The following is a 24310-nucleotide window of genomic DNA, read 5'->3' as shown; positions in this document are numbered from 1 at the left end:
CAAGAGAGTCAATGAATAGAATATGCAGCTATTTTGCAGTTAATTGCGGCAAGCGGTATTCACCCGACCGCTCGTCGTCGGGAACGCGGAGGTCACGCCCATTTTTCGGGTAACCCGGTCACCCCTCGTTTGCAGTCGATTGCGGCTGGGCCCTGCTCCGGGGCACCCGCCTCAGCCGCCCTCCCTCTCCGCCAGCGTGGTCCGCGTCGGCGCGACCGCCCACGGCACCGCCAGCTCCGACAGCAGCGCACCCGTCTCGGCCGCCCGCCGCAGAGCCGCGTTCACCCCACGGATGGTGACCACCCGGTCCGGGCCCGCCCCGGTGGCGGTCACCAGGTCGCCGTCGAGCAACGCCGGCTCCGGGGCGTGCTGGATCACCTCCAGCACCGCGGTGAACGGCGCGGTCCGGGCCAGTGGCGCGATCAGCGGCGCGCCGGTCGCCCGGTGGTCGAGCAGGTTCTCCAGCAGGCCGACCCGGCCGGGCACGGTGCGCGGTGCGCTCTCCCCGGGCAGCAGCAGCCGGTCGGTCGGGTACTCCAGTACCGCCCGGCCGGCGGTGCCCTCCACCAGCACCTCGCCCCGGACGAAGTCCTCCCCGGCCAGGGTCACCGCCGCGACGACGGGCGGCGCGCCCCGGGACTCCACCCGCATCGCGGCGGTGTCGTCCACCTCGATCGGGCGGACCCGGTACCGCTCCAGTTCCACCGCCGTCGGGGTCACCGGCCGCCCGGCGATCGCCTCGGCCACCGCCAGGCACTGCATCCACGCGTGCGCGATCGGGTTGGCCAGCACCCCGTCCAGCACCGGTCGGCCGTGCAGCGTCCGCCGACCGGCCCACGGCGCGCGGGCGTAGTAGCCGTCCGACCGTTGCCAGGCCGCCACCGTCGAGATGCCGAGGACGGTGCCCAGCCGCCCCTCGGCCACCGCCTGGACCAACCGGGCCAGCGCGACCGAACCCAACGCCTGGAAACCGACCTGACAGGCCCGACCGGTTTCGGCGAGCACCGCGCTCAACGCGTCGTGCTCGGCCGGGGAGAGCACCGGCGGCTTCTCCAGCAGGACGTCCGCACCGGCGGTCAGCACGTCCCGGGCGATCGGCAGGTGGGTGTGCGGGGGCGTGCAGACCACCACCACGTCCGGCCGGGTCGCGCGCAGCATCTCCCGGTGGTCGGTGAAGACGCCCGTGCCGTCCGGCACCGGCGCGTCCGGGTCGGGCTCCACCGGGCGGACGTCGACCAGGGCGACCAGCCGCAGCCGCCCCGCCGCGTGCAGCGGGGCGATCACCCGCCGGTGCCAGCGTCCGTGCCCGTTCGCGCCGATCACCGCCACCCGGGGTACGGGGCGGTCCGCGCCGTCCGCCGTGGCTCCGGGCGCGGGGCGGTCCGCGCCGTCCGTGGCGGCCCCGGGCGCGGGGCGGTGCGCAGCGGTCACGCCGCACCCGCCAGGGTCGCCGCCACCCCGTATCGATCCAGGTCGGTCAGCCAACCGGTCACCGCCGTCCGGACCTCCTCGTCGCCGCCCAGCTCGGCCGGGAACACCTCGGTCAGCCCGAACAGCGCGTCGGCCACCCCGGCGGGGGTGTCCGGGTGCGCGGCGAGCGCGGCCCGGATCCGGTCGGCCAGCGGGTCGTCCAGCGGCAGCGCCGCACCGTCGTCGGCCCGACCCCGGACGAACCGCATCCAGGCGGCCACCACGAGCGTCGCCCAGCGGGCGTCCCGCCCGGCCGCGCGCAGGTCACCGATGGTGTGCAGGACGCGCTGCGGCAGCTTCTGCGACCCGTCCATCGCCACCTGGAGGGTGCGGTACCGGATCGCCGGGTTGGCGAACCGGTCGAGCACCTGGTCGCCGTAGTCGACCACCGAGACGTCGTCCGGCGGCGTGAAGCTGGCCGCCACGTCCTCGGCGACCAGCCGGCGCAGCACCGGCTCCAGGTGCGGCAGGGCGAGCGCGTCGGCGATGGTCTCCCGCCCGGCCAGCGCGCCGAGGTACGCGGCAGCCGAGTGCACCCCGTTGAGCGCCCGCAGCTTCAGCCGCTCCCACGACCCGGCGTCGTCGGTGAGCACCGCGCCGGCCGCGCCCCAGTCCGGCCGGCCGCCGGGGAAGACGTCCTCGATCACCCACTGCCGGTACGGCTCGGCGGCGACCGCCGCGAGGTCGGCCACGCCCAGCGCCCGGCGTGCCTCGGCGAGGGTCGCCTCGGTGCTGGCCGGCACGATCCGGTCCACCATCGTGCCCGGGAAGGTGACACACGCGGCGACCCACGCCACCGCCCGCTCCGGCACCCGGGCGTACGCCAGCGACTGCTCCACCAGGCCGCGCAGCCGGTGGCCGTTGGCGGGCAGGTTGTCGCAGCTCACCAGGGCCAGCGGCCCGGCGTCGGCGGCGGCCCGGGCGAGCAGGCCGCGCACCAGCAGCCCCGGCACGGTGCACGGCGGCCGGTCGGTGGTCAGGTCGGCGACCACCTCCGGGTCCGGCCGCAGCCGCCCGCTGACCGGGTCGAGCTGGTACGCCTTCTCGGTCACGGTGAGCGTGACCACCCGGATCCGGGGGTCGGCGAGCAGGGCGACCACCGCGTCCGGGTCGCTGGCCGCGTGCCGTACCCCGGCGAACGCGCCGACCACCTGGGTGTGGCTGCCCTCGGCGGAGGTGGTGGTCACGCTGAACAGCCCGTCCTGCGCGGCCAGGGTGGTGACCAGCCCGGTGCTGCGCGGGGCGACGCCGACGATGCCCCAGTCGCCGCCGGAGTGCGCCACCGCCGCCTCGGTGTAGACCGCCTGGTGGGCCCGGTGGAACGCGCCGAGCCCCAGGTGGACGATGCCGGCCGGGACCGTCCCGGGACGCACCAGGGGCCGGCTCGCCTCGGGCACCCGGCGCAGCGTGCCCAGCCCCAGCTGGGACGTTCCCAGGGTCATTTCCACACCGGGCCTTCCGGGAAGCGGAACTCGGCGATCGACGCCGGCTTCATGGTGGCGCTGTAGCCGGGCTCGGTGGGCAGCAGGTAGCGCCCGCCACGGGTGCGGACCGGGTCGACGAAGTGCTCGTGCAGGTGGTCGACGTACTCGACCATCCGGCCGTCCAGGCTGGTGCCGACCCGCAGGTAGTCGAAGACCGCCAGGTGCTGCACGTACTCGCAGAGGCCGACGCCGCCTGCGTGCGGGCAGATCGGCACCCCGAACTTGGCGGCCATCAGGATCTCGGCCAGCACCTCGTTGACCCCGCCGACCCGGCACGAGTCGATCTGCATCACGCCGATCGCCTCGGCCTGGAGCAGCTGCTTGAAGATGACCCGGTTGGCGGCCACCTCGCCGGTGGCGACCCGGCACCGGCCGCCGGTCAGCTCGGTCACCGCGCGGGCGATCCGGGCGTGGCCGAGGATGTCGTCGGCGTGCGTCGGCTCCTCGATCCAGTACGGGTCCACCTCGGCCAGCGCGGCCATGTTGGTGATCGCCTCGTCGACGTCCCAGACCTGGTTGGCGTCCATCATCAGCAGCGCGTCCGGGCCGATCTCCGCCCGGATGATCCGGGCCCGGCGCAGGTCGTCGGCGGGCGGGCCGCCGACCTTCATCTTCATCGCCCGCCAGCCGGCCGCGTACGCCTCGCGGGTCAGCGCCCGCACCTTGTCGTCGGGGTAGCCCAGCCAGCCGACCGAGGTGGTGTACGAGGGGAAACCGTCCCGTTCCAGCAGGGCGATCCGGTCGGCCATCCCGTCGCGGCCCTTGTCCAGGATGGTGGCCGCCTCGTCCGGGGTGAGCGCGTCGGTGATGTGGTGGAAGTCGACGCTGCCGACCAGCTCCTCGGTCGACATCTCGGCCAGGAACCGCCACATCGGCTTGCCGGCGAGTTTGGCGCGCAGGTCCCACACCGCGTTGACCACCGCGCCGGTGGCCATGTGGATGACGCCCTTCTCCGGCCCGAGCCAGCGCAGCTGCACGTCGGCGCTGAGCGACCGCCAGAAGGTCACCTGGTCGGCGGCGATCTCCTCGACCGTCCTCCCCTCGACGTGGTGCGCGAGCGCGCGCACCGCCGCGCAGGTGATCTCGTTGCCCCGGCCGTTGGTGAAGGTGAACCCGGCCCCGGTGACACCGGCGTCGGTGCGCAGCTCCACGTACGTGGCGGAGTAGTCGCCCTTGTTGATCGCGTCCGAGCCGTCGCCGGTGCGCGCGGTGGGGAACCGCACGTCGTGCACGTCGACGCCGGTGATGGTGACCGTCATGAGTTGACCCCGATCTTGAAGACCTTCTTCGGCAGCCGGTACGCCAGGTCGACGATCGTCTCGGCCGCCTCGTCCTCGGCCAGCCGGTGTTCGGCGACCAGCCGGGCCAGGAAGGCCGCGTCGACCCGACGGGCCACGTCGTGGCGTACCGGGATGGAGCAGAACGCGCGGGTGTCGTCGACGAACCCGGCCGTGTTGTAGAAGCCGGCCGACTCGGTGACCGACTCGCGGAAGCGGCGCAGCACCTCGGGGGAGTCCAGGAACCACCAGGGTGCGCCGAGGTAGAGGGCGGCGTACCCGCCGGCGAGCGGGGCCAGTTCCCGGCTGAAGGTGTACTCGTCGAGGGTGTAGACCACCAGGGTCAGCCGGGGGTCGTTGCCGTACGCGTCCAGCAGCGGCGTCAGCGCGTGCAGGTACTCGGTGGCCTGCGGGATGTCGCCGCCGACGTCCCGGCCGTGGGTGGCGTACAGCCACTTGTTGTGGTTGCGCACCGAGCCGGGGTGCAGCTGCATGACCAGGCCATCCTCCAGCGACATCCGGGCGAACTCCACCAGCATGTGCGCCCGGAACGCCTCCGCGTCGGCCGCGTCGGCCTCGCCGCGTCGGCCCCGGTCGTACAGCGCCGCCGCCTCCGCCTCGCTGAGGTTGAGGGTCAGGGCGGTCGGGTGGCCGTGGTCGGAGGAGGTGGCGCCGGCCGCGATGAAGGCCGCCCGCCGCTGGCGCAGGGCGCGCAGGAACCCGGCGTACGTGCCGGTGTCCTCACCGGAGACCTCGGCGAGCTGGTCGACGTTGGCCGACCAGTTGTCGAACTCCATGTCCACCACGTTGTCCGGGCGGAAGGTGGTGATCACCCGACCGCCCGGTCCGCCCCAGCCGTCGGCGGCGAGCTTGGCGTGCCGGCCCAGGTCGTCCAGGGGCGACTCGGTGGTGGCGAGCACCTCGATGTTGAACCGCTCGAACAGCGCCCGGGGGCGGAATCCCGGCTCGGTCAGCCGGGCGGCGACCGCGTCGTAGACCTCGTCGGCGGTGGCCGGGGAGAGGGTGGTGTGCACGTCGAACACCTCGCGGAAGGTCTGCTCCAGCCAGAGCCGCGACGGGGTGCCCCGGAACAGGTGCCAGTGGTCGGTGAAGCGCCGCCAGATCGTCCGGCCGTCGGTCTCCACCGGGCTGCCGTCGACCGTCGGAACGCCCAGCTCGGCCGGGCGCACCCCCTGGCTGAGCAGCATCCGGGTGAGGTAGTGGTCCGGGACGATCAGCAGCCGCGCCGGGTCACCGAAGGGCTGGTCGTCGGCGAGCAGCGCCGGGTCCACGTGCCCGTGCGGCGAGATGATCGGCTGTCGCGCCGCCAGGGCGTACAGCTCCCGGGCCAGGGCGCGTTGCCCCGGCTCGGCGGGGAAGAGCAGGTCGGTGCGGTTCGTCGGCACGGGTGTCGCTCCTCGGGCGTTCGGCGGGGCGGGTCAGGGCAGGGTCAGCAGGTCGGCGACCCGGACCGGCTGCCCGGTGTCGAAGGATCGGTTGGCGGCCAGGCCGGTGAGCAGCGCCAACGCGCCGTCGTGGGCGGTCGCCGCCCGGCCCATCGGGTCGGGCTCGCCGCCGAACAGGACCCGGTTCATCCGGGCGTCCGCGCCACCGTGTCCCTCCCGGGTGTACCCCTCGACGGGCACCTGCTGCGGCGGGGACCAGAACGGACGCAGGGTGAGGGTGGCCGCCCCCTCCTCGACCGCCGCCTCCGCGCCGTGCAGCGCGGCGCCCTTGAGCGCCCCGGCCGCCGCCGGGCTGACGAAGTGGCTCTCCACGACCTCCAGCTCCAGTCGGCCCCGGCTGCCGTTGACCATCACCCGGTAGCCCTCCCACGGTGCGTAGGCGGTGAGGTGGTAGGTCATGGTCGCGCCGCTGGAGTAGCGGGCCAGCACCGCCATGTCGTCCTCGATGGTGACGCCGGGAGCGAAGACGTTGCGGTCGCGGTGGTAGCCGTCCTCGCCCTCGGCGTCGAGGTACAGCTCGCGCAGCCGGGGATGCTCGGCCAGGTGCAGGGCGAACGGGTCGTCGGACGCGGTGGGGGAGCCGTGCACCCGGTCGTAGTCGCGGGCGTAGCCGTGCCGGCGGCCGTGCTCGCCGTAGAAGAACAGCCGGCCGGCGGCGTAGACCTCGACCGGGGTGGCGTCCAGCCACCAGTTGACCAGGTCGAAGTGGTGACTGGCCTTGTGCACCATCAGCCCGCCGGAGTTGGCCCGGTCGCGGTGCCAGCGGCGGAAGTAGTCGGCCCCGTGCCGGACGTCGAGCAGCCACTCGAAGTGCACCGACCCGATCTCGCCGACCGCCCCGTCCGCGAGCAGTTGCCGGACCTTCTCGTGCAAAGGGTTGTAGCGATAGTTGAAGGCCACCCGCACCTGCCGGCCGGTCCGCGCCACCGCGTCGAGGATCCGCTGGCAGCGGGGTGCGTCGACGGTCATCGGCTTCTCGGTGACCACGTCGCAGCCGGCGTGCAGCGCGGCCACGACGTACTCGTCGTGGGTGACGTCGACGCTGGTCACCAGCACCACGTCGACCCGCTCCTTCACGAGCATCGCGGCGAAGTCGTCGGCGTGGTACGTCGGCACCGTGGGGTGGCCGAGTTCGGCCAGCCAGCGGTTGTGCGCGTCCATCCTGGCCTGGTTGACGTCGGCGAAGGCGACCAGCTCGGCGGTGTCGGCGTGGTCGAGCACCAGCGCCCGGACGAACATCTCGGCTCGGGCGCCGGTGCCCACCAGGGCGTGCCGAACCCGCGTTCCGGTTCCGGATGACATCACGATCGCCTCCCGGCGGCTGCAAAGGTTTGCAGCGAAGTAACCACGCCGGTTACGCCTGCGTCAACGGTCGATGTCAAAGCGGTGTTTTACATCCGTATTTGTCCGTAGATGGGCGGGGGATGGGAGCGCGGCCGAAACAGAACCGACATCGAGGAACCCGTTGACAGCAACACAACCGTTTGCATTAATTGGCGACACCCACGTGACCACAGCCACACACACCCGCAACCAAGGGGTCGCCGTGCCAGCCACCATCCGAGACGTTGCGCGGGCCTCCGGCGTGCACATCTCCACGGTCTCCCGCACGTTCTCGGCCCCGCACCTGGTCAATCCCGAGACCCGGGTCCGGGTCCTCGCCTGCGCCGAGGAGCTCGGCTACCGGCCGAACCGGGCCGCCCGTGCCCTGATCACCGGACGGACCCACAACATCGGGCTGATCATCGCCGACATCGCCAACCCGTTCTTCCCACCCCTGATCAAGGCGGCGGAGAGCCAGGCCCGCCACCGCGACTACCACGTCTTCGTCGCCGACACCAACGAGGACCCGGTCGCCGAGGAGGAGCTGGTCCACGCCCTGGCCAAGCAGGTGGACGGCGTCCTGTTGTGCAGCCCCCGGATGAGCAACAGCCTGATCGAGCAGCTCAGCCGGGAGGTGCCGCTGGTGGTGATAAACCGGCAGGTCGCCGGGCTGCCCTGCGTGATGATGGACGTGGGCCAGGGCGCCCGCGCCGCGATCGAGCACCTGCTCGACCTCGGCCACCGGAAACTGGCCCTGCTCAGTGGTCCGCGTGGCTCGTGGACCAGCCGCGAGATCCGCCGGTCCGCCGTCGCGGCGGCCCGGACCGGGGGCGCCGAGCTGACCGTCCTCGGCCCCAACCCGCCCACCGAGACCGGCGGTGCCGGACTGGCCGACCAGGTCCGTCGCAGCGGGGTCTCGGCGGTGCTCGCCTACAACGACCTGATGGCGATCGGGCTCATCGAAGGGCTCGACGCGTGCGGGATCCGGGTGCCGCAGGACGTCAGCGTCGTCGGGATCGACGACATCGCGCTGAGCCGGCTCACCCGCCCCAAGTTGACGACGGTGGCCACGCCTACCTCGGCCGCCGGCCGGACGGCCGTGGACATGCTCCTGCAACACGACACCGGCGTTCGCGCGCGCGGTGTCCGCAGCGGCACGTCCGACGACCGTCGCACCACCGCACAGGTACTGCTCCAGACCGAACTGGTCATCCGCGACTCGACCGCACCCGCAACCCCGGACGGTCGAAGCCGTTCCGGTGCCGTCGCCGACCCGGACCCGCACTGTCCTGCGGGCCCGGGTCACCCGGTGGCGGCCGCCGGTGGCGTCGTCGCCTCCTAACGCCAAGGAGTGAGCGCACATGCACCCCGCAACCGTCCCCACCGCCGGCCCGCCCCCCGGGCCTGCCCACCGTACCCCGCGCCGTCGGCTGCTCCGCGGGCTGCTCGCGGCGGTCGTCGCCGCGCCGCTGGTGCTCGGCGCCGCGGCCTGCGGCGACGACGAGGCCGCCAGCTCCGACCCGAACGCGCCGGTCAAGCTCTCCATCTTCTGGTGGGGCGGCGAGGCCCGGGCGAAGCTGACCGAGGAGGCGCTCGCCCTCTACACCAAGAAGCACCCGAACGTCACGTTCGAGAAGACCTGGCAGGCCAACCAGGGCTACTTCGACAAGCTGGCGACTCTCACCGCGGGCGGCAACCCGCCGGACATCTTCCAGATCGACGACAACTACCTCTCCGAGTACGCCTCCCGCAACACCACGCTCGACCTGACGAAGTACAAGGACGGCGGGGACCTCGACGTGTCGAAGTTCCCGGAGAGCCTCTGGCAGTACGGGGTCGTCGACGGCAAGCTGGCCGGCGTGGCCGCCGGGGAGAACACCCAGGGTCTGGTCTACAACAAGACCCTGCTCCAGCGCCACGGCCTCCCCGAGCCGACCACCGGCCAGAGCTGGGAGGAGCACATCGCCTGGGCCGAGCAGGTGGCGAAGAAGACCAAGCTCGGCACCCAGGACCCGAGCGCCGACTACAAGGCGTTCTGGGTGTGGCTGCGCCAGCAGGGCAAGGACCTCTACAACGGCTCCGACCTGGGCTTCACCGTCGAGGACGTGACGAAGTGGTTCGAGCTGTGGAAGGGCGCCCGGGACCGGAAGGCGACCCCGAGCGCGGACGTCATCCACGAGGGCAACGCCACCGACATCACCAAGCAGCTCGTGGTGACCGGCAAGGCGGCGACATCCTGGGTGTGGGTCAACCAGATGCCCGAGCTGAAGAAGAACACCAAGGACGAGCTCGGCGTGATCGCGTACCCGGGTGACCCGAGCGCCCAGTGGGCGCGCGCCTCGATGTACTGGTCGGTGTTCCGGGGCAGCAAGCACAAGGACATCGCCGTCGACGTGCTCAACTTCCTGGCCAACGACCCGGAGGCGGTCAAGATCCTCGGCACCGACCGAGGGCTGCCCTCCAACCTCGACCTGCGCAAGCAGGTCAGCGACGCGGTCTCCGACCCGGCCATGAAGCAGTCCATCCAGGTCGAGTCGGAGCTGGCACAGAAGTTCGGCGCGGCGCCGCAGGTGCCGATCAAGGGGCACAGCAAGGTCCGGTCCGAGCTGACCAAGGCCGCCGAGAACGCGCAGTACGGTCGGGCCACCCCGGCCGAGGCGGCGAAGCAGTTCGTCGACGCCTGCAAGTCCGCCATCGCCTGACCCGCCAACGCTCGGAAGGAGTCGGCCCGTGGCCCTGACCACCGCGCCCGACCCGACCCGCCGCGGCACCGGATCCGTCCCGCCCCGCGCCAACCGCCGCGGGGCGGGCGGACTCCGGCACAGCGAAGGTCTGGCCGGATACGTCTTCCTGTCACCCTGGCTCATCGGCCTGATGGCCGTCACGGCGATCCCCATGCTCCTGTCGCTCTACCTCAGCTTCACCAACTACGACATCCTGACCCCCTGGTCGGAGGTCGAGTGGGTGGGCTTCGCCAACTACGAGCGGATGTTCACCAGCGACCCGTCCTACTGGCACGCGGTCCAGGTGACGCTGAAGTTCGCCCTGATCGCGGTGCCACTCAAGCTGGCCGCCGCGCTCGGGGTGGCCCTGCTGCTCAACCACGCCTGGCGTGGGGTCGGGCTGTTCCGGGGCCTGTTCTACCTGCCGTCGCTGCTCGGCGGAAGCGTCGCGCTCGCCATCGTCTGGGTGAACATGTTCAACCGCGACGGCGCGTTCAACTCGCTGCTCGGTCTCTTCGGCATCGAGGGCAAGCCCTGGGTCAACGACCCCGACTGGGCGCTGGAGACCCTGATGGTCCTGGCGATCTGGCAGTTCGGCGCGCCCATGGTGATCTTCCTGGCCGGGCTCAAGCAGGTCCCGACCGAGCTGTACGAGGCCGCCTCGGTCGACGGCGCCGGGAAGTTCCGGCAGTTCCGCAACGTCACCCTGCCGATGCTCTCCCCGGTGATCTTCTTCAACCTGGTGCTGGAGACGATCAACGGCTTCCAGGGCTTCACCGCCGCGTTCGTGCTCAGCAACGGCACCGGTGGCCCGGTCGACTCGACCCTGATGTACACGCTCAACCTGTACATCGCCGGCTTCACCGACCTGGAGATGGGCTACGCCTCCGCGATGGCCTGGGTCTTCCTGCTCGCCATCGCCATCATCACCGCGGTCTTCTTCAGCACCGGGCGGTTCTGGGTGCACTATTCCGACGGGGAGGACCGGTGACGGCCATCGCAACCCCGGCGACCGTCCGGCGGCGCGGTGGCGCCGGCCGGCAGACGGTACGCCTGCTCGTGCTGGTCGCGATCCTGGGGGTGGTGCTCTACCCGCTGTTCTGGATGCTCGGCACCTCGGTCAAGTCCCAGGAGGAGATCGTCAGCAACATCGGCCTCCTGCCGGACGTCTTCACACCGGGCAACTACCGCGACGGGTGGACCAACTTCGACATCAGCTTCGGCCGGTTCTTCCTGAACAGTGCCATGGTCAGCCTGCTCTCGGTGGTCGGCAACGCGGTCTCCTGCCTACTGGCCGCGTACGCCTTCGCGCGGCTGCGGTTCCGGCTGCGGGGCGTCTGGTTCGCCGTGATGATCGGGACGCTGCTGCTCCCCGGCCACGTGCTGATCGTCCCGCAGTACATCCTGTTCCGGAGCATGGGCATGGTCGGCGGTGACTGGCCGTACCTGCCCCTGCTGGTGCCGCAGTTCCTGGCCACCGAGGCGTTCTTCGTCTTCCTGATGGTGCAGTTCATGCGCGGCATCCCGCGCGAGCTGGACGAGGCCGCCAAGATCGACGGGGCCAGCTCGTTCGGCATCTTCCGGCACGTGATCCTGCCGCTGAGCCGGCCGGCGCTGGTCACCACCGCGATCTTCTCGTTCATCTGGACCTGGAACGACTTCTTCCGGCAGCTGGTGTTCCTCTCCGAACTCGGGGACTACACCGTCCCGGTGGCGCTGACCCTGTTCATCGACTCCACCAGCCAGAGCGCGGTCGGACCGATGTTCGCCATGTCGGTGCTCTCCCTGCTGCCGGTGTTCCTGTTCTTCGTCGCCTTCCAACGGATGCTGGTCGAAGGCATCAACACCAGCGGTCTGAAGGGGTGACGTGATGAGCGTCGACGCGCCCGCCCGGCGGGACTGGCGGGACACCGCCCGCGACGCCAGCGACCTGGCGGTGCTCGGCTTCGCCCTGGTCCTGGCCGCGCTGCCGGTGCTGACCGCCGGGGCGGCCGTCGCAGGCGCCAGCGCGGCGGTGCACGACTGGTTGACCACGGGAACGTGGCCGTCGGCGCGGGACAACCTGCGCCGGTACGGCCGGGCGGTGCTGCCCGGCGTGCCGGCGACGCTGCTGGCCCTGGCCGTCGCCGCGCTGGTCGTGGTGGACCTCACCGCCCTGGCCCGGGGCACGGTGCCCGGCGGCACGCCGATGGTGCTGGTCACCGCCGTGGTGGTGGCCGCGGCCCTCGGCTACGCCGCGGTGGCCGTGGTCGAGGTCGGCCGGACGGGCGGCCGGGGCTGGCGGGCGGCGGCCCGGACCGCCGCCCGCGCCTGCCTCGACCGGCCGGCGCTGTGGGCCGGCACCGGGGTGGTGGCTGCGATCGTCGTGCTGCTCACCGCCCTGGTCCACCCGGTCGCGGTGCCGATCCTCGCCGGGTACGCCGTGGCCGCCCTGCACGCCGTGAGCCGACGCCTCCCGGTGACCCGAGGGGAGCACCCGTGACCGAACCGACCGCCGCGCCGGTGACCGACCACCCGTCCGAGCCTGCCCACGCCGGTGTCGACCCGGGGAGCCCGGACGACCCGCGACTGCGGGTGGGGGAGCGGGAGGTGGCCCGGTACGTCCTCGCCCCCGACCTGGACGCCCGGCACGGCCCCCGTCCCTACCTGCACCCGGTGCGGACCCTGGCCGGCACGGCGGTCACCGACGCGCTTCCCGCCGACCACGTCTGGCACCTCGGCGCGTCCCTGACCGTGCAGGACGTCAACGGCACCAACCTGTGGGGCGGGCGCACCTACGTCCGGGACGCCGGCTACACCTGGCGCCACGACCACGGCCGGATCCGCCACGTCGACTGGGAGCGGCGCGACCCCGGCCGGCTGGCGCACCGGCTGCACTGGTGCGACCGCGACGGCGGGATCCTGCTCACCGAGGGACGCCGGTTGGCCGCGCGGGCCCTCGACGACGGTGGCTGGGTGCTCGACCTCGACTACACCCTGACCGCCCCCGACGACACGGACGTCACCCTCGGCAGCCCGGCCACCAACGGCCGTCCCGGTGGCGCCGGCTACGGCGGGTTCTTCTGGCGGGCCGTCGCCGCCACCCCGCCCCGGGTCTTCACCGCCGGTGCGGAGGGGGAGGAGCGGGTCAACGGCAGCGCCGAGCCCTGGGTCGTGCTGGCCGGCACCACGGCGGCGGGAGCGGCGTACACCCTGCTCTTCGCCGGCCTCGCCGACGGCGACCGGTGGTTCGTGCGCAGCAGCATGTATCCCGGGGTGTGCGCGGCGTTCGCCTTCGACACCCCCCGGGTGATCCCGGCCGGTACGTCCCGGTCGGGCCGGCACCGGATCGCGGTGCTCGACGGCCACCTCGACCGGGACGCCGCGACCGCGTTGGCTGCCCGGCTGGACCGGCCGTGACCGGCGGGCCGCCCGGTCCCGAGGCGGTCACCGTCGGGGAGACCATGGTGGTGTTCAGTCCCGACGGGTCGGTCCCGCTGGACCGGGCCGAGCGGATGACGGTGCACGTCGGCGGCGCGGAGTCCAACGTCGCCATGTACCTCGCCGCGCTCGGTCACCGGGCGGCCTGGGCCAGCCGGGTCGGGAACGACCCGTTCGGCCGGATGGTGCTGCGGCACGTCGCCGACGCCGGGGTCGACGTCACCGGGGTCACCGTCGACCCGGACGCGCCGACCGGCGTCTACGTCAAGGATCCGGCCCCCGACGGGACGCGCGTCCACTACTACCGGGCCGGCTCGGCGGCGTCCCGGCTCGACCCGGCGTCGCTCGCCGGTGCCGCCGGTGCCCGGCTGCTGCACCTCAGCGGCATCACCCCGGTGCTCTCCGGATCGTGCCGGGCGCTGGTCGAGGCGGCACTCGTCGCGCGACCGCTGGCCGGCGTCACGGTCAGCTTCGACGTCAACTACCGGCCCCGCCTGTGGCCCGTCGAGCGGGCCGCGCCGGTCCTGCGGCACCTCGCCGACCACGCCGACGTGGTGTTCGTCGGCCTGGACGAGGCGTGGTCGCTGTGGCGGACCCCCGACCCGGCGGCGGTGCGCCGGCTGCTGCCCGGACCGTCCGTGGTGGTGGTGAAGGACGGGGCGGTGGGCGCGACCGCGCTGGCCCGCGAGGGCCGGGTGAGCTTCGTGCCGGCGCTGCGTGTCCCGGTGGTCGAGCCGGTCGGCGCGGGCGACGCGTTCGCCGCCGGCTACCTGTCCGCCCTGCTGCGCGACCTCGGCCCGGTGGCCGCCCTGCGCTGGGGCCACCTGGTCGCCGCGCACGCCCTCCGGGTGCCCGGCGACCACGCCCCGCTGTCTCCGCGGGCCGACCTCGACGACCTGGCGGGCGTGCCGGCCGACCGCTGGCCGACGGTGCGCCTGCCCGACCCCCGCCCCGAAGGGACCTGACCATGACTCCGCACGACTTTGCCCCGGTCTTCGGCCGCGCCCGGGTGATGGTGATCCTGCGCGACCTGCCCGCGGACGAGACCGTCCGGCTCGCCGGCCGGGCCTGGGACCTGGGCATCGAGGTGGTGGAGGTGCCGGTGCGCACCCCGGACGCGCTGCCCGCCCTGCGGGCCGCGGTGCAGGCCGGCGAGGAGCGGGACCGCCGGGTGGGGGCGGGCACCGTCTACTCCGTCGAGCAGGTACGCGCGGCCGCCGACGCGGGGGCGGCGTTCACCGTCGCGCCGGGTTTCGACCCGGCGGTGGTCGACGCCGCCGCCGGGTGCGGCCTGCCGCACCTGCCCGGGGTGGCGACCCCCACCGAGGCGCAGCGGGCCCGGGACCACGGGCTGCGGTGGCTCAAGGCGTTCCCCGCCGTCAGCCTCGGTCCGCAGTGGTTCCGCGCGGTCGCCGGCCCGCTGCCCGAACTGCGGTTCGTGGCCACCGGCGGAATCGACGCCGGCAACGCCGGTGACTTCCTCGCCGCCGGGGTGCGGGTGGTGGCGGTCGGCTCCGCGTTGGCCGACCCGGCGCAGATCGACCGGCTCGCCGAGCTGGCCCGGGGCTGACCGGAACCGGTGGACGGAAACGACGGCCCGCCCGACGCTGTCGGAGCGGGCCGGGGTGGCGGGGCGCGGTGGCCGGTCAGGCCGGGGCGGGGCCGGTGCTGTCGCGCAGGACCACCCCGGCGTCGAGCACCTCGATCCGGTCGCCGGCGGCCTCCGGCTCCAGCGCGAGGGTCATCGCCCGTGCCCCCATCTCGACCAGCGGCAGCCGGACGGTGGTCAGGGTCGGCGTGACGTCGCGGGCGATCGGCATGTCGTCGAAGCCGGTGACCGAGACCTGGCCGGGCACGGCCACCCCCCGGGCCCGCAGCAGCGACAGCGCGCCGATGGCCATGGAGTCGTTGAGCGCCACGATCGCCGTCACGCCGGGCACCTCGTCGAGGAGGGCGGCCGTCGCCCCGGCCCCGCTGTCCCGGTCGAACTCGGCGTAGCGGACGTGCTCCTCGGGCAGGGTCAGCTCCTGCTCGGCGAGGGCGCGGCGCAGCCCGGCCAACCGGTCGGTGGTCGTGGTGAGCAGCCGGGGGCCGGCCACCACCCCGATCCGCCGGTGACCGAGCGCGAGCAGCTCCCGGGCCAGGAGGTACGCGCCGTTCTCGTTCGCCGGCATCACCGCGTCGCCGGCGTGCTCGTGCCGCCCGATGACCGCGACCCGGCCGCCGGTCGCCTCGTACGCGGCGAGCTGTTCGTTGAGCCGGGTGGTGAAGCTGTCGTCGTGGTAGCCGGAGCCGGCCAGGATCATCGCCGCGACCTGTTGGCCGCGCAGCAGGTCGACGTACTCCAGTTCCCGTTCCGGGTCCCGGTAGCTGTTGCAGATGATGAGCAACTTGCCGCGCGCGGTCGCCACCCGTTGCAGCCCTCGGGTGATCTCGGCGAAGTACGGGTCGGAGACGTCGTGCACGATGACGCCGACCACGCTGCGGTGGGGACGGGCCAGGAGCTGGGCGTGGGCGTTCGGGACGTAGCGCAGGTCGGCCACGGCCCGCAGCACCCGGTCGCGCAGCTCCTCGGTGACGGTCTTGCTGCTGCCGTTGATAACCCGCGACGCGGTCGCGGGGGAGACCCCGGCCCGTCGGGCGACGTCGGCCAGCGTCGCCATGGCCACCCCCGAGTGTTCTGCTGATGTGGGCGCGCCGTCGGGCGCGGCCTCAGGCTACCGCAGCGGGCAGGGCGGTCCCAGCCGCCGTGCGGTCCGGCACGCCGGGCGAACAGGCGCAGGAAAGGCCTTGCCCGGCGGGTCGCCGGCCCATACTCTGCTTGGGAAAGCGCTTGCCTGAGGTGGAAGGAAGACCATGACCCGCAGGCCGATCGGCATCATCCTCAACGGCGTCACCGGCCGCATGGGGTACCGGCAGCATCTCGTCCGCTCCCTGCTCGCCATCCGCGAGCAGGGCGGCGTTCCGCTGGACGACGGCACCACCATCTGGCCGGAGCCCGTGCTCGTCGGCCGCAGCGAGACCCGGCTCCGCGACATCGCGGAACGGCACGGTCTGACCGACTGGACCACCGACCTGAGCGCCGTCCTGGCCCGCGACGACGTCCGGATCTACTTCGACTCGCAGGTGACCCAGCAGCGCGAGAAGGCGATCCGCCAGGCCATCGAGGCCGGCAAGCACATCTACACCGAGAAGCCGATGGCCGAGACGAGCGCCGCCGCGCTCGACCTGGCCCGCGCCGCGACCGCCGCCGGCCTGCGGACCGGCGTGGTGCAGGACAAGCTCTTCCTGCCGGGCCTGCGCAAGCTCAAGCGCCTCATCGACGGCGGGTTCTTCGGCCGGATCCTCTCCGTCCGCGGCGAGTTCGGCTACTGGGTCTTCGAGGGCGACTGGCAGCCTGCCCAGCGTCCCTCCTGGAACTACCGCGCCGAGGACGGCGGCGGCATCGTCGTCGACATGTTCCCGCACTGGCAGTACGTGCTCGAGGAACTCTTCGGGCAGGTCAAGGCGGTCACCTGTGTCACCGCCACGCACATCCCCCGTCGGGTCGACGAGGCCGGCAACGCCTACCCGGCCACCGCCGACGACGCCGCCTACGGCATCTTCGAACTGGCCGGCGGGATCGTCGCCCAGCTCAACTCCTCCTGGTGCGTCCGCGTCAACCGGGACGAACTCGTCGAGTTCCAGGTCGACGGCACCGAAGGCAGCGCCGTCGCCGGCCTGCGCGGCTGCCGGGTCCAGCACCGGGCGGTCACCCCCAAGCCGGTGTGGAACCCGGACCTGCCGGTGACCGAGGACTTCCGGTCCCAGTGGACCGAGGTGCCGGACAACGAGGAGTTCGACAACGGCTTCAAGGTGCAGTGGGAGGCGTTCCTGCGGCACGTCGTCGCCGGTGAGCCGTTCGGCTGGGACTTCCTCGCCGGCGCCCGGGGCGTGCAGCTCGCCGAGCTCGGTCTGCTCTCCGCCCGGGAGGGCTGCCGCGTCGAGGTGCCGGAGCTGGACCGGTGACCGCCGAGGTCCGCCTACCCGGCGGGGAGACCTACCGGCTGACCGGCGGCGCCGGCTTCGCCCGGCCGGCCGGCCCGCCCACCGCCCGGATCGCGTACGCCGCCGCGCACGTGGTCGCCGACCCGCGCGCGGAGAACGTCCCCGGTGCCCCGGCCGCCCTGGACTGGGACACCACCCTGGCCTTCCGCCACCACCTCTGGGCCCACGGCTTCGGCGTCGCCGAGGCGATGGACACCGCCCAGCGGGGCATGGGGCTCGACCACACCGCCACCCGGGAGCTGATCCGTCGTAGCGCCGCCGAGGCCCGTAGCGTCGGTGGGCGCATCGTCGCCGGGGTCAACACCGACCACCTCGCCCCGGGGGAGTACCCGGTCGCCGACCTGGTCGTCGCGTACCGCACGCAGTTGGAGGAGGTGCTGACCAGCGGCGCCCGGCCGGTGCTGATGTGCAGCCGCCACCTGGCGGCGGTCGCCTCGGGGCCGGAGGACTACCTCGCCGTCTACTCCGACCTCCTCGCCGCCAGCGACGAACCCGTCGTCCTGCACTGGCTCGGTGACATGTTCGACCCGGCGCTGACCGGCTACTGGGGCTCGACCGACCTGGACCTGGCCGCCGACACGGTGGTCCAGCTGGTCAAGGACCACGCCGACCGGGTCGACGGGATCAAGGTCTCCCTGCTCGACGCCGACCGGGAGATCGCCCTGCGTCGCCGGCTGCCGGCCGGGGTGCGTCTCTACACCGGGGACGACTTCCACTACCCGGAGCTGATCCGCGGCGACGAGCAGGGCCACTCCGACGCGCTGCTCGGCGTCTTCGCCGCCATCGCCCCGGCTGCCGGCGCGGCACTGGCCGCCCTCGACGACGGCGACCTGGCGGCGTACGACCGGATCATGGCGCCGACCGTGCCGCTGGCCCGGCACCTCTTCACCGCGCCGACCTGGCACTACAAGACCGGGATCGTCTTCCTGGCCTGGCTCACCGGCCACCAGGAGCACTTCACCATGGTCGGCGGCCAGCAGGCCGGCCGGTCCCCGGCCCACCTGGCCCGGCTGCTCGTCCTCGCCGATGCCGCCGGGCTGCTGGCCGACCCCGACCTGGCCGCCGCCCGGGCCCGCGCGTACCTCACCGTCGCCGGGGTGGCCCAGTGACCGCCCCCCGGGTCGACCGGTCGGCCGGGCTGGCCCGGTTCTCCTTCAACCAGGCCACCTCGATGAACTGGCCGTTGGAGGAGGCCGTCGCGGCCTGCGCCGACGCGGGCGTGCCGGGCATCGGGCTGTGGCGCGAGCCGGTCGGGGCGTACGGCGTCGAGCGGGCAGCCCGGCTGGTCCGCGCCGCCGGGCTCACCGTCACCTCACTCTGCCGGGGCGGCTTCTTCACCGCCGACGACTGGCGGGCGGAGAACCTGCGGGCCATCGAGGAGGCCGCCACCCTCGACTGCCCGGTGCTGGTGCTGGTCTCCGGCGGCCTGCCCGCCGGCAGCCGGGACCTCGACGGGGCCCGGCAGCGGGTCGCCGACGCCATCGCCGAGCTGGCGCCGCACGCCACGGCGGCCGGGGTGCGGCTGGCCATCGAGCCGCTGCACCCGATGTTCTGCTCCGACCGGTGCGTGATCTCCACCCTCGGGCAGGCCCTCGACATCGCCGAGCGGTTCGAAACGGAGGCCGTCGGCGTGGTGGTCGACGCCTACCACGTGTGGTGGGACGACACGGTCCACCAGCAGATCGCCCGCGCCGGGGAGCGGATCGCGGCCTTCCAGGTCTGCGACTGGATCACCCCGCTGCCCGAGGGGGTGCTGCTCGGTCGGGGCCTGCCCGGCGAGGGCTGCATCGACCTGCGCGGGCTCCGGAGCGCGGTGGACACCACCGGCTACACCGGACCGATCGAGGTGGAGGTCTTCCACGGCGACGTCTGGGCCCGGCCCGGCCGGGAGGTGCTGGCCGCCTCGGTGGAGGGCTACCTGCGACACGTGCTCTGACCACGCGGGTGGTCTTCGTCACCATGACACCCGCGCGCGGCAGCGGCTAGGGTGACGCTGCCGTGGTGCACGGGAAACCGGTGAAGTACCGGTGCGGCCCTCGCCACTGTGATCGGGAGTCCGCGGCCCTCGTCGAAAATGAGGTCACTGGGCGTACGCGCCTGGGAAGGCCGGCCACGGACGCACCTCCCGTCAGCCAGGAGACCGGCCACGGCACTGTGACGACCCGTCCACGAGGTGCTGGAAGGCAATCCCGATGCGCGAGCGCGCTCTGTCCACCCTGTCCCGGCGCGTCGCCGCGCCGCTGACCGTCCTCATCGTCCTCCTCGGCGGCTGCGGCACCGGGGACGACTCCACCCCGGCTGCCCCGGAGTCGGCCGCCGCGGTCGAGATGACCAACTGCGGCACGCCGGTCCGGGTGGCCGCGCCGCCCCGGCGGGCGGTGACCATGAACCAGCCGGCCACCGAGATCATGCTGGCCCTCGGGCTGGCGGACCGGATGGCCGGCACGGCCTACCTGGACGACGCCATCCTGCCGGAGTACGCCGCCCCGTACGCCTCGGTGCCGGTGCTGGCCGAGAAGTACCCCGCGAAGGAGAAGCTGCTCGAGGCCGAGCCCGACTTCGTCTACGGCTCCTTCCACAGTGCCTTCGGCGACGAGGGCGCCGGTGACCGGACCGAGCTGGCGAGGCTCGGCATCGGCACGTACCTCTCCCCGGCCGGCTGTCCCGCGCCGCACCGACCCGCGAAGCTGACCATCGACCACGTGTTCGGTGAGATCCGGGACGTCGCGGCCATCTTCGGCGTACCCGACCGCGCCGAGAAGCTCATCGCCGACCAGCGGACCCGGATCGCCACGGCCGCCGGTCGGGTCGACGGTGCCGGTGATCTCTCCCTGCTCTGGTGGGACGAAGGGACCGACGCGCCGGGTGTGGGCGCCTGCTGCGGCACTCCCGGCCTCATCATGTCCTCGGTCGGGGTCGGCAACGCGTTCGCCGACCTGACCGGCGCCTGGGCCGACAGCGGCTGGGAGACCGTCGCCGAACGCGATCCCGACGTGATCGTGCTGGTCGACGCGGCATGGGACACGGCCGCCGCGAAGAAGGCGTTCCTGACCGGCCACCCCACGCTGCGGCACCTCAGGGCGGTGACCGGGCAGCGCTTCGTCGTCATCCCCTTCTCCGCCACCTCCGCCGGGGTGCGCGTCGTGCGCGGCGTCGAGGCGCTCGCCGAGGGCGTCGTCCGGCTCCCCGACGGGACCGGGCGCTGACCACCGCGACCGCGCCGCCCACCCCGGCCGCCCTCCGGCCGGCCCGGCCCGCCGGCCCGGCGTTGCTCGTGCCCGTGCTGCTGGCCGCCCTGGTGGCGTCGATCGGGGCGGCGGTCACCATCGGGCCCGCCGACATCTCGATACGGACGGTGTGGACCGTCGTGGCCGACCGGCTGGGGCTGCTCGACTCCGACCTGCCGGTGCTGCGCGAGCACATCGTCTGGCGGCTACGGCTGCCCCGGGTGCTCGGCGCGGCTCTGGTCGGGGCGGGGCTGGCGGCGGTCGGCGCGGTGATGCAGACCGTCACCCGTAACCCGCTGGCCGACCCGTACCTGCTCGGCGTCTCCTCCGGGGCGTCGCTGGGCGCGGTCGCGGTCCTGGTCGTCGGTCTCGGCAGCGGCGTCGCCGCGCTGACCGGGGGCGCCCTCGCCGGTGCGCTCGCCGCGTTCGTCGTCGTGATCGCCGTGGCCGGGCGGCGGGGTGCCCTCGAACCCACCCGGGTGGTGCTCGCCGGGGTGGCCGTCGCGCAGCTCTGCGCCGCGGCGACCTCCTTCGTCATCATCTGGGTCGCCGACCCGCACGCCACCCAGAGCATCACCTTCTGGCTCTCCGGCTCACTGGCCCGGGTCGACTGGACCGCGCTGGCCTGGGCCACACCGGTGCTGGCCGCCGTGCTCGCCCTGGTGGCGGCGCACGCCCGCCGGCTCAACGCGTTCGCCTTCGGCGAGGACGCCGCCGCGGCCCTCGGCGTCCCGGTCGGCCGGGTCCGCTGGCTGCTGCTGGTCGCCACCGCGCTGCTCACCGCCGTCCTCGTGGCGATCAGCGGCGCGATCGGCTTCGTCGGGTTGATCCTGCCGCACGCCGTCCGCTTCCTCACCGGGGCGGACCACCGGCGGCTGCTGCCCGCCGTCGTCCCGGCCGGCGCGATCTTCGTGGTCTGGGTGGACACCGCCGCGCGGACCCTGTTCGAGCCCCGGGAGCTGCCGGTCGGCGTGCTGACCGCGCTGCTCGGCGTGCCCGCCTTCGTGGTGCTGCTGCACCGGCGGAGGGCACGGGACTGATGCTCGACGTCACCGGCGTGTCCTGGTCCGTGGCGGCCCGGCGGATCCTCGACGAGGTGACCTGCGCGGTGCCGACGGGCAGTCTCGTCGGGCTGCTCGGGCCCAACGGCTGCGGCAAGACCACCCTGCTGCGGATCGTCGCCCGGCTCACCCGCGCCGACCAGGGCCGGGTCACCGTCGACGGCGACGACCTCGCCAGCCTCTCCCGCTCCACGCTGGCCCGTCGGGCCGCGCTGCTCGCCCAGCACGCCGACACCGACCTCGACCTCACCGTCGCCGAGGTGGTGCTGCTGGGCCGTATCCCGCACCGCCGTTCCTGGTGGTCGGACACCGTCGCCGACCGGGAGGTCGCGACCGAGGCGCTGGCCCGGGTCGACCTGGACGGGTACGCGGACCGTCGCTGGCACACGCTCTCCGGCGGTGAACGGCAGCGGGCGCAACTGGCCCGCGCGCTGGCGCAGCGACCGCGCCTGCTGCTGCTCGACGAGCCCACCAACCACCTGGACATCGGCCACCAGCTGCACCTGCTGCACCTGGTCCGCCGTGCCGGCATCACCACCCTCGCCGCACTGCACGACCTCAACCTCGCCGCCATGTTCTGCGACACCGTGGTGGTGCTGGCCGGCGGTCGGGTCGTCGCCACCGGCGCACCCACCGACGTCCTCACCCCGCGACTGCTCAGTGACGTCTACGGCGTCCACGCCGACGTCGCGACGCATCCGGTCACCGGACGCCCCACCATCACCTACCATCCGCCCGTGTCATGACCCACGTGCTGCTGGTGGCCCGCGCGGTCACCCACGTCGGCGGGCAGGACACCGTGCGCCGGCTCGCCGTCGACGTGGCCGAGGCGCTGGACGTCCCGGTGTCGGCGTGCTTCCTCGACGGTGCCGCGCCGTCGCTGCACGCCGCGCTCGACGACGCCGTCGCCGCCGGTGCCGACGAGGTCCTGCTCGTCCCGACGCACCTGCCACCCGACCGGTACCTGGACACCTGGATCCGCCGGGCGCACGCGCACTGGGCGACCGGTCACGCGCGGCCGCCCCGGGTCTCGGTCACCGGACCCCTGGCCGACCAACCCGCACTGGTCACCGCGATCACGCACGCGGTCACCGGCCCGCGCCACCCGCTGGCCGGCAGTCCCGGCCCGTTCCGCAGCCCCGCCTGGTCACGCCTCACCCCGCACCGCCACCACGTCCTGGTCTGCCGGGGGCCACGCTGCACCGCCTACGGGGCGAACCAGGTCGCCGACCACCTCACCCGGAGGCTCGGCCAGCACGGTCTGGGCGACGACGACGCGCTCGTCACCCCGACGGGCTGCCTCTTCCCCTGCAACCTCGGTCCGCTCGTCGTGGTCCACCCCGACGACATCTGGTACGAGCACGTGGACCCGGAACTCGCCGGGCGGATCGTCGACGAACACCTGCGGCGGGGACAGCCCGTCGACGGCCAGCGACCGAGGAGCCGACCATGACCGACCCGTCCGGCTGTCTGGTCACCGTGTGCCGGGACTGCTGCTGCGGCAGCGCCCGCAAGCACCCCTCGGTCGACCACGACGCGCAGCTGCGCCGCCTGCGCGCCGGCCTCCCGGCACCGCACCGGCTGCGGGTCAGCACCTGCCTCGACCTGTGTACGCAGTCCAACCTGATCGTCGTGCACCCGGCTCCCCGGGCACGCCGGGCCGGCGCGCGGCCGGTCTGGTTCGGGCTGGTCGTCGACGACGCGGTGGTCGACGACATCACCGACTGGGTCCGGGCCGGCGGTCCGGGGGTGGCTCCGCTCTCCGCCGCCCTCGAACTGTCGGTGGTCGCGCCCGGGTTGCCCGAACCGGGCGGCCGTCGCCGCTGAGCCGGCGGGCCACGGCACTAGGCTTGGCTCCCGTGCCCACCGACCTGCCCCGTACGGCGGACCTGCGGGCGGACTGCGCGCGGTGCTTCGGCCTCTGCTGCTACGTACCGGCGTTCGCCGCGTCCGCCGACTTCGCCGTCGACAAGCCCGCCGGTACACCCTGCCCGAACCTGGCCGACGACTTCCGCTGCGGCATCCACGACCGGCTGCGGGAGCGGGGCTTCCCCGGCTGTACGGTCTTCGACTGCTTCGGTGCGGGACAGCAACTCGCCCAGGTCACCTTCGGCGGTCGGGACTGGCGTACCCATCCCGAACTGGCCGCCCCGGTGCGGGCCGTCTTCCCGGTCCTGCGTGCCCTGCACGAGCTGCTCTGGTACGTCACCGAGGCGGTCGCCCTGCGTCCCGGCGACCCGCTCGACACCGAACTGCGGCAGGTGGGGGAGCGGCTCGCCGCCCACACCCGGCTCGGCCCGGACGAGCTGCGCGCGGTCGACGTGGACGCCCTGCGCGGCGAGGTCAATCCGGTGCTGTCCCAGGTCAGCACACGGGTACGCGCCCGGGGCGGCGGACCGGGCCGCGACCACCGGGGCGCGGACCTGGTCGGGGCGGACCTGCGCCGGGCCGACCTGCGGGCGGCCAACCTGCGGGGGGCGTACCTCATCGGCGCGGACCTGCGGGGCGTCGACCTGCACCTGGCCGATCTGACCGGTGCTGACCTGCGCGGCGCCGACCTGCGCGGTGCCGACCTGGCCGGCAGCATCTTCGTCACCCGGGCCCAGCTCGACGCCGCCCGGGGGGACGCCCGGACGGCGGTGCCGGCGTCGCTCGGCCGTCCGGCGCACTGGTCGCCGACCCCGGTCACCATCGCCCGCCGCCCCGACGGCGGGCGCGGCGACCCGGTGCGCCGACGGGGCCGGCGCGGCTGACGACGGGGTGGGCCGGTGGTGCTCCGGGCCTGGCGCGGGACCACCGGCAGCGAGCCCGT

At 73.7% G+C, this 24310-nt stretch carries 23 protein-coding genes and 1 riboswitch; of the genes, 17 read left to right on the top strand and 6 right to left on the bottom strand.

Going from position 1 to position 24310, the window contains the following annotated elements:
- Positions 1 to 171 precede the first annotated feature (171 nt).
- The 5 genes from IGA62_RS28995 to IGA62_RS28975 are packed head-to-tail and all read right to left on the bottom strand — an operon-like array spanning position 172 to position 6999.
- Positions 172 to 1431 (bottom strand): Gfo/Idh/MocA family protein, encoded by a 1260-nt coding sequence (locus IGA62_RS28995; RefSeq protein WP_332838452.1) that lies wholly within the window; start codon positions 1429 to 1431, stop codon positions 172 to 174.
- Positions 1428 to 2912: a mannitol dehydrogenase family protein gene (locus IGA62_RS28990; protein ID WP_145817497.1), complete on the bottom strand. Its 1485-nt coding sequence runs from the start codon at positions 2910 to 2912 to the stop codon at positions 1428 to 1430. The genes IGA62_RS28995 and IGA62_RS28990 overlap by 4 nt, the downstream gene beginning before the upstream one ends.
- Positions 2909 to 4213, bottom strand: a complete 1305-nt coding sequence (locus IGA62_RS28985) for an enolase C-terminal domain-like protein (protein ID WP_145817499.1) — start codon at positions 4211 to 4213, stop codon at positions 2909 to 2911. The genes IGA62_RS28990 and IGA62_RS28985 overlap by 4 nt, the downstream gene beginning before the upstream one ends.
- The gene (gene uxaC / locus IGA62_RS28980) at positions 4210 to 5637 is read right to left on the bottom strand and encodes a glucuronate isomerase (protein ID WP_145817501.1); all 1428 of its coding nucleotides are present in this window, start codon (positions 5635 to 5637) and stop codon (positions 4210 to 4212) included. Before uxaC ends, IGA62_RS28985 begins: the two co-directional genes overlap by 4 nt.
- A 33-nt stretch (positions 5638 to 5670) precedes the next feature.
- The gene (locus IGA62_RS28975; RefSeq protein WP_145821933.1) at positions 5671 to 6999 is read right to left on the bottom strand and encodes a Gfo/Idh/MocA family protein; all 1329 of its coding nucleotides are present in this window, start codon (positions 6997 to 6999) and stop codon (positions 5671 to 5673) included.
- Positions 7000 to 7243: 244 nt separating this feature from the next.
- On the opposite strand from IGA62_RS28975, the gene IGA62_RS28970 reads away from it, so the two are divergent.
- The 8 genes from IGA62_RS28970 to IGA62_RS28935 are packed head-to-tail and all read left to right on the top strand — an operon-like array spanning position 7244 to position 14733.
- Complete coding sequence (locus tag IGA62_RS28970; protein WP_145817503.1) at positions 7244 to 8362, top strand: LacI family DNA-binding transcriptional regulator; 1119 nt, start codon at positions 7244 to 7246, stop codon at positions 8360 to 8362.
- A gap of 19 nt (positions 8363 to 8381) precedes the next feature.
- On the top strand, positions 8382 to 9722 hold the full coding sequence (locus tag IGA62_RS28965; RefSeq protein ID WP_190289232.1) for an ABC transporter substrate-binding protein: 1341 nt from the start codon (positions 8382 to 8384) through the stop codon (positions 9720 to 9722).
- Positions 9723 to 9750: 28 nt separating this feature from the next.
- Positions 9751 to 10734 (top strand): carbohydrate ABC transporter permease, encoded by a 984-nt coding sequence (locus IGA62_RS28960; protein ID WP_145817505.1) that lies wholly within the window; start codon positions 9751 to 9753, stop codon positions 10732 to 10734.
- A complete protein-coding gene (locus tag IGA62_RS28955) occupies positions 10731 to 11609 on the top strand; it encodes a carbohydrate ABC transporter permease (protein ID WP_186499819.1) in 879 nt (292 codons plus the stop codon). The genes IGA62_RS28960 and IGA62_RS28955 overlap by 4 nt, the downstream gene beginning before the upstream one ends.
- Before the next feature lie 4 nt (positions 11610 to 11613).
- Positions 11614 to 12225 (top strand): hypothetical protein, encoded by a 612-nt coding sequence (locus IGA62_RS28950; protein ID WP_145817507.1) that lies wholly within the window; start codon positions 11614 to 11616, stop codon positions 12223 to 12225.
- Positions 12222 to 13142: a DUF6807 domain-containing protein gene (locus IGA62_RS28945; protein ID WP_232624816.1), complete on the top strand. Its 921-nt coding sequence runs from the start codon at positions 12222 to 12224 to the stop codon at positions 13140 to 13142. Before IGA62_RS28950 ends, IGA62_RS28945 begins: the two co-directional genes overlap by 4 nt.
- Positions 13139 to 14128 (top strand): sugar kinase, encoded by a 990-nt coding sequence (locus IGA62_RS28940; RefSeq protein WP_232624815.1) that lies wholly within the window; start codon positions 13139 to 13141, stop codon positions 14126 to 14128. The genes IGA62_RS28945 and IGA62_RS28940 overlap by 4 nt, the downstream gene beginning before the upstream one ends.
- Positions 14129 to 14130: 2 nt before the next feature.
- Entirely contained in the window at positions 14131 to 14733 is a 603-nt protein-coding gene (locus IGA62_RS28935) for a bifunctional 4-hydroxy-2-oxoglutarate aldolase/2-dehydro-3-deoxy-phosphogluconate aldolase (protein WP_145817509.1), read from the top strand.
- 76 nt (positions 14734 to 14809) lie between these two features.
- Here IGA62_RS28935 and IGA62_RS28930 read toward each other — a convergent pair whose 3' ends face one another.
- Positions 14810 to 15826 (bottom strand): LacI family DNA-binding transcriptional regulator, encoded by a 1017-nt coding sequence (locus IGA62_RS28930; RefSeq protein WP_145817511.1) that lies wholly within the window; start codon positions 15824 to 15826, stop codon positions 14810 to 14812.
- Between the two features lie 193 nt (positions 15827 to 16019).
- Between IGA62_RS28930 and IGA62_RS28925 the strand changes: the two genes are divergently transcribed.
- From IGA62_RS28925 to IGA62_RS28885, 9 genes are all read left to right on the top strand, one after another.
- Positions 16020 to 17171, top strand: a complete 1152-nt coding sequence (locus IGA62_RS28925; protein ID WP_145817513.1) for a Gfo/Idh/MocA family protein — start codon at positions 16020 to 16022, stop codon at positions 17169 to 17171.
- Positions 17168 to 18319, top strand: coding sequence for a dihydrodipicolinate synthase family protein (locus tag IGA62_RS28920; protein WP_145817515.1), 1152 nt, complete (start codon positions 17168 to 17170; stop codon positions 18317 to 18319). The genes IGA62_RS28925 and IGA62_RS28920 overlap by 4 nt, the downstream gene beginning before the upstream one ends.
- Before the next feature lie 62 nt (positions 18320 to 18381).
- Positions 18382 to 19146, top strand: a complete 765-nt coding sequence (locus IGA62_RS28915) for a sugar phosphate isomerase/epimerase family protein (protein WP_145821937.1) — start codon at positions 18382 to 18384, stop codon at positions 19144 to 19146.
- Positions 19147 to 19192: 46 nt separating this feature from the next.
- Positions 19193 to 19373: riboswitch (cobalamin riboswitch) on the top strand.
- Positions 19374 to 19402: 29 nt separating this feature from the next.
- Positions 19403 to 20416: an ABC transporter substrate-binding protein gene (locus IGA62_RS30445; RefSeq protein WP_145817517.1), complete on the top strand. Its 1014-nt coding sequence runs from the start codon at positions 19403 to 19405 to the stop codon at positions 20414 to 20416.
- 68 nt (positions 20417 to 20484) lie between these two features.
- Positions 20485 to 21477 (top strand): iron chelate uptake ABC transporter family permease subunit, encoded by a 993-nt coding sequence (locus IGA62_RS28905; RefSeq protein ID WP_232624814.1) that lies wholly within the window; start codon positions 20485 to 20487, stop codon positions 21475 to 21477.
- The gene (locus tag IGA62_RS28900) at positions 21477 to 22244 is read left to right on the top strand and encodes an ABC transporter ATP-binding protein (protein ID WP_145817522.1); all 768 of its coding nucleotides are present in this window, start codon (positions 21477 to 21479) and stop codon (positions 22242 to 22244) included. The genes IGA62_RS28905 and IGA62_RS28900 overlap by 1 nt, the downstream gene beginning before the upstream one ends.
- Positions 22241 to 22951, top strand: coding sequence for a (2Fe-2S) ferredoxin domain-containing protein (locus IGA62_RS28895; RefSeq protein WP_145817524.1), 711 nt, complete (start codon positions 22241 to 22243; stop codon positions 22949 to 22951). The genes IGA62_RS28900 and IGA62_RS28895 overlap by 4 nt, the downstream gene beginning before the upstream one ends.
- Positions 22948 to 23325, top strand: a complete 378-nt coding sequence (locus IGA62_RS28890; protein WP_145817525.1) for a hypothetical protein — start codon at positions 22948 to 22950, stop codon at positions 23323 to 23325. The genes IGA62_RS28895 and IGA62_RS28890 overlap by 4 nt, the downstream gene beginning before the upstream one ends.
- A 32-nt stretch (positions 23326 to 23357) precedes the next feature.
- Positions 23358 to 24251: a pentapeptide repeat-containing protein gene (locus IGA62_RS28885; RefSeq protein ID WP_232624813.1), complete on the top strand. Its 894-nt coding sequence runs from the start codon at positions 23358 to 23360 to the stop codon at positions 24249 to 24251.
- The last annotated feature ends 59 nt before the right edge of the window (positions 24252 to 24310 follow it).

This window comes from Micromonospora sagamiensis, from assembly GCF_014680085.1.
GTDB lineage: Bacteria > Actinomycetota > Actinomycetes > Mycobacteriales > Micromonosporaceae > Micromonospora > Micromonospora inyonensis.
Note: the sequence above shows the minus strand (reverse complement) of the source record. Positions and strands in the feature narration are given on the sequence as shown.

Coding starts and splice junctions, on each gene's coding strand:
- IGA62_RS28990 (WP_145817497.1), bottom strand. CDS start 2,912: ATGACCCTGGGAACGTCCCAGCTGGGGCTGGGCACGCTGCGCCGGGTG.
- IGA62_RS28985 (WP_145817499.1), bottom strand. CDS start 4,213: ATGACGGTCACCATCACCGGCGTCGACGTGCACGACGTGCGGTTCCCC.
- IGA62_RS28975 (WP_145821933.1), bottom strand. CDS start 6,999: ATGTCATCCGGAACCGGAACGCGGGTTCGGCACGCCCTGGTGGGCACC.
- IGA62_RS28965 (WP_190289232.1), top strand. CDS start 8,382: ATGCACCCCGCAACCGTCCCCACCGCCGGCCCGCCCCCCGGGCCTGCC.
- IGA62_RS28950 (WP_145817507.1), top strand. CDS start 11,614: ATGAGCGTCGACGCGCCCGCCCGGCGGGACTGGCGGGACACCGCCCGC.
- IGA62_RS28935 (WP_145817509.1), top strand. CDS start 14,131: ATGACTCCGCACGACTTTGCCCCGGTCTTCGGCCGCGCCCGGGTGATG.
- IGA62_RS28930 (WP_145817511.1), bottom strand. CDS start 15,826: ATGGCGACGCTGGCCGACGTCGCCCGACGGGCCGGGGTCTCCCCCGCG.
- IGA62_RS28925 (WP_145817513.1), top strand. CDS start 16,020: ATGACCCGCAGGCCGATCGGCATCATCCTCAACGGCGTCACCGGCCGC.
- IGA62_RS28915 (WP_145821937.1), top strand. CDS start 18,382: ATGAACTGGCCGTTGGAGGAGGCCGTCGCGGCCTGCGCCGACGCGGGC.
- IGA62_RS30445 (WP_145817517.1), top strand. CDS start 19,403: ATGCGCGAGCGCGCTCTGTCCACCCTGTCCCGGCGCGTCGCCGCGCCG.
- IGA62_RS28900 (WP_145817522.1), top strand. CDS start 21,477: ATGCTCGACGTCACCGGCGTGTCCTGGTCCGTGGCGGCCCGGCGGATC.
- IGA62_RS28895 (WP_145817524.1), top strand. CDS start 22,241: ATGACCCACGTGCTGCTGGTGGCCCGCGCGGTCACCCACGTCGGCGGG.
- IGA62_RS28890 (WP_145817525.1), top strand. CDS start 22,948: ATGACCGACCCGTCCGGCTGTCTGGTCACCGTGTGCCGGGACTGCTGC.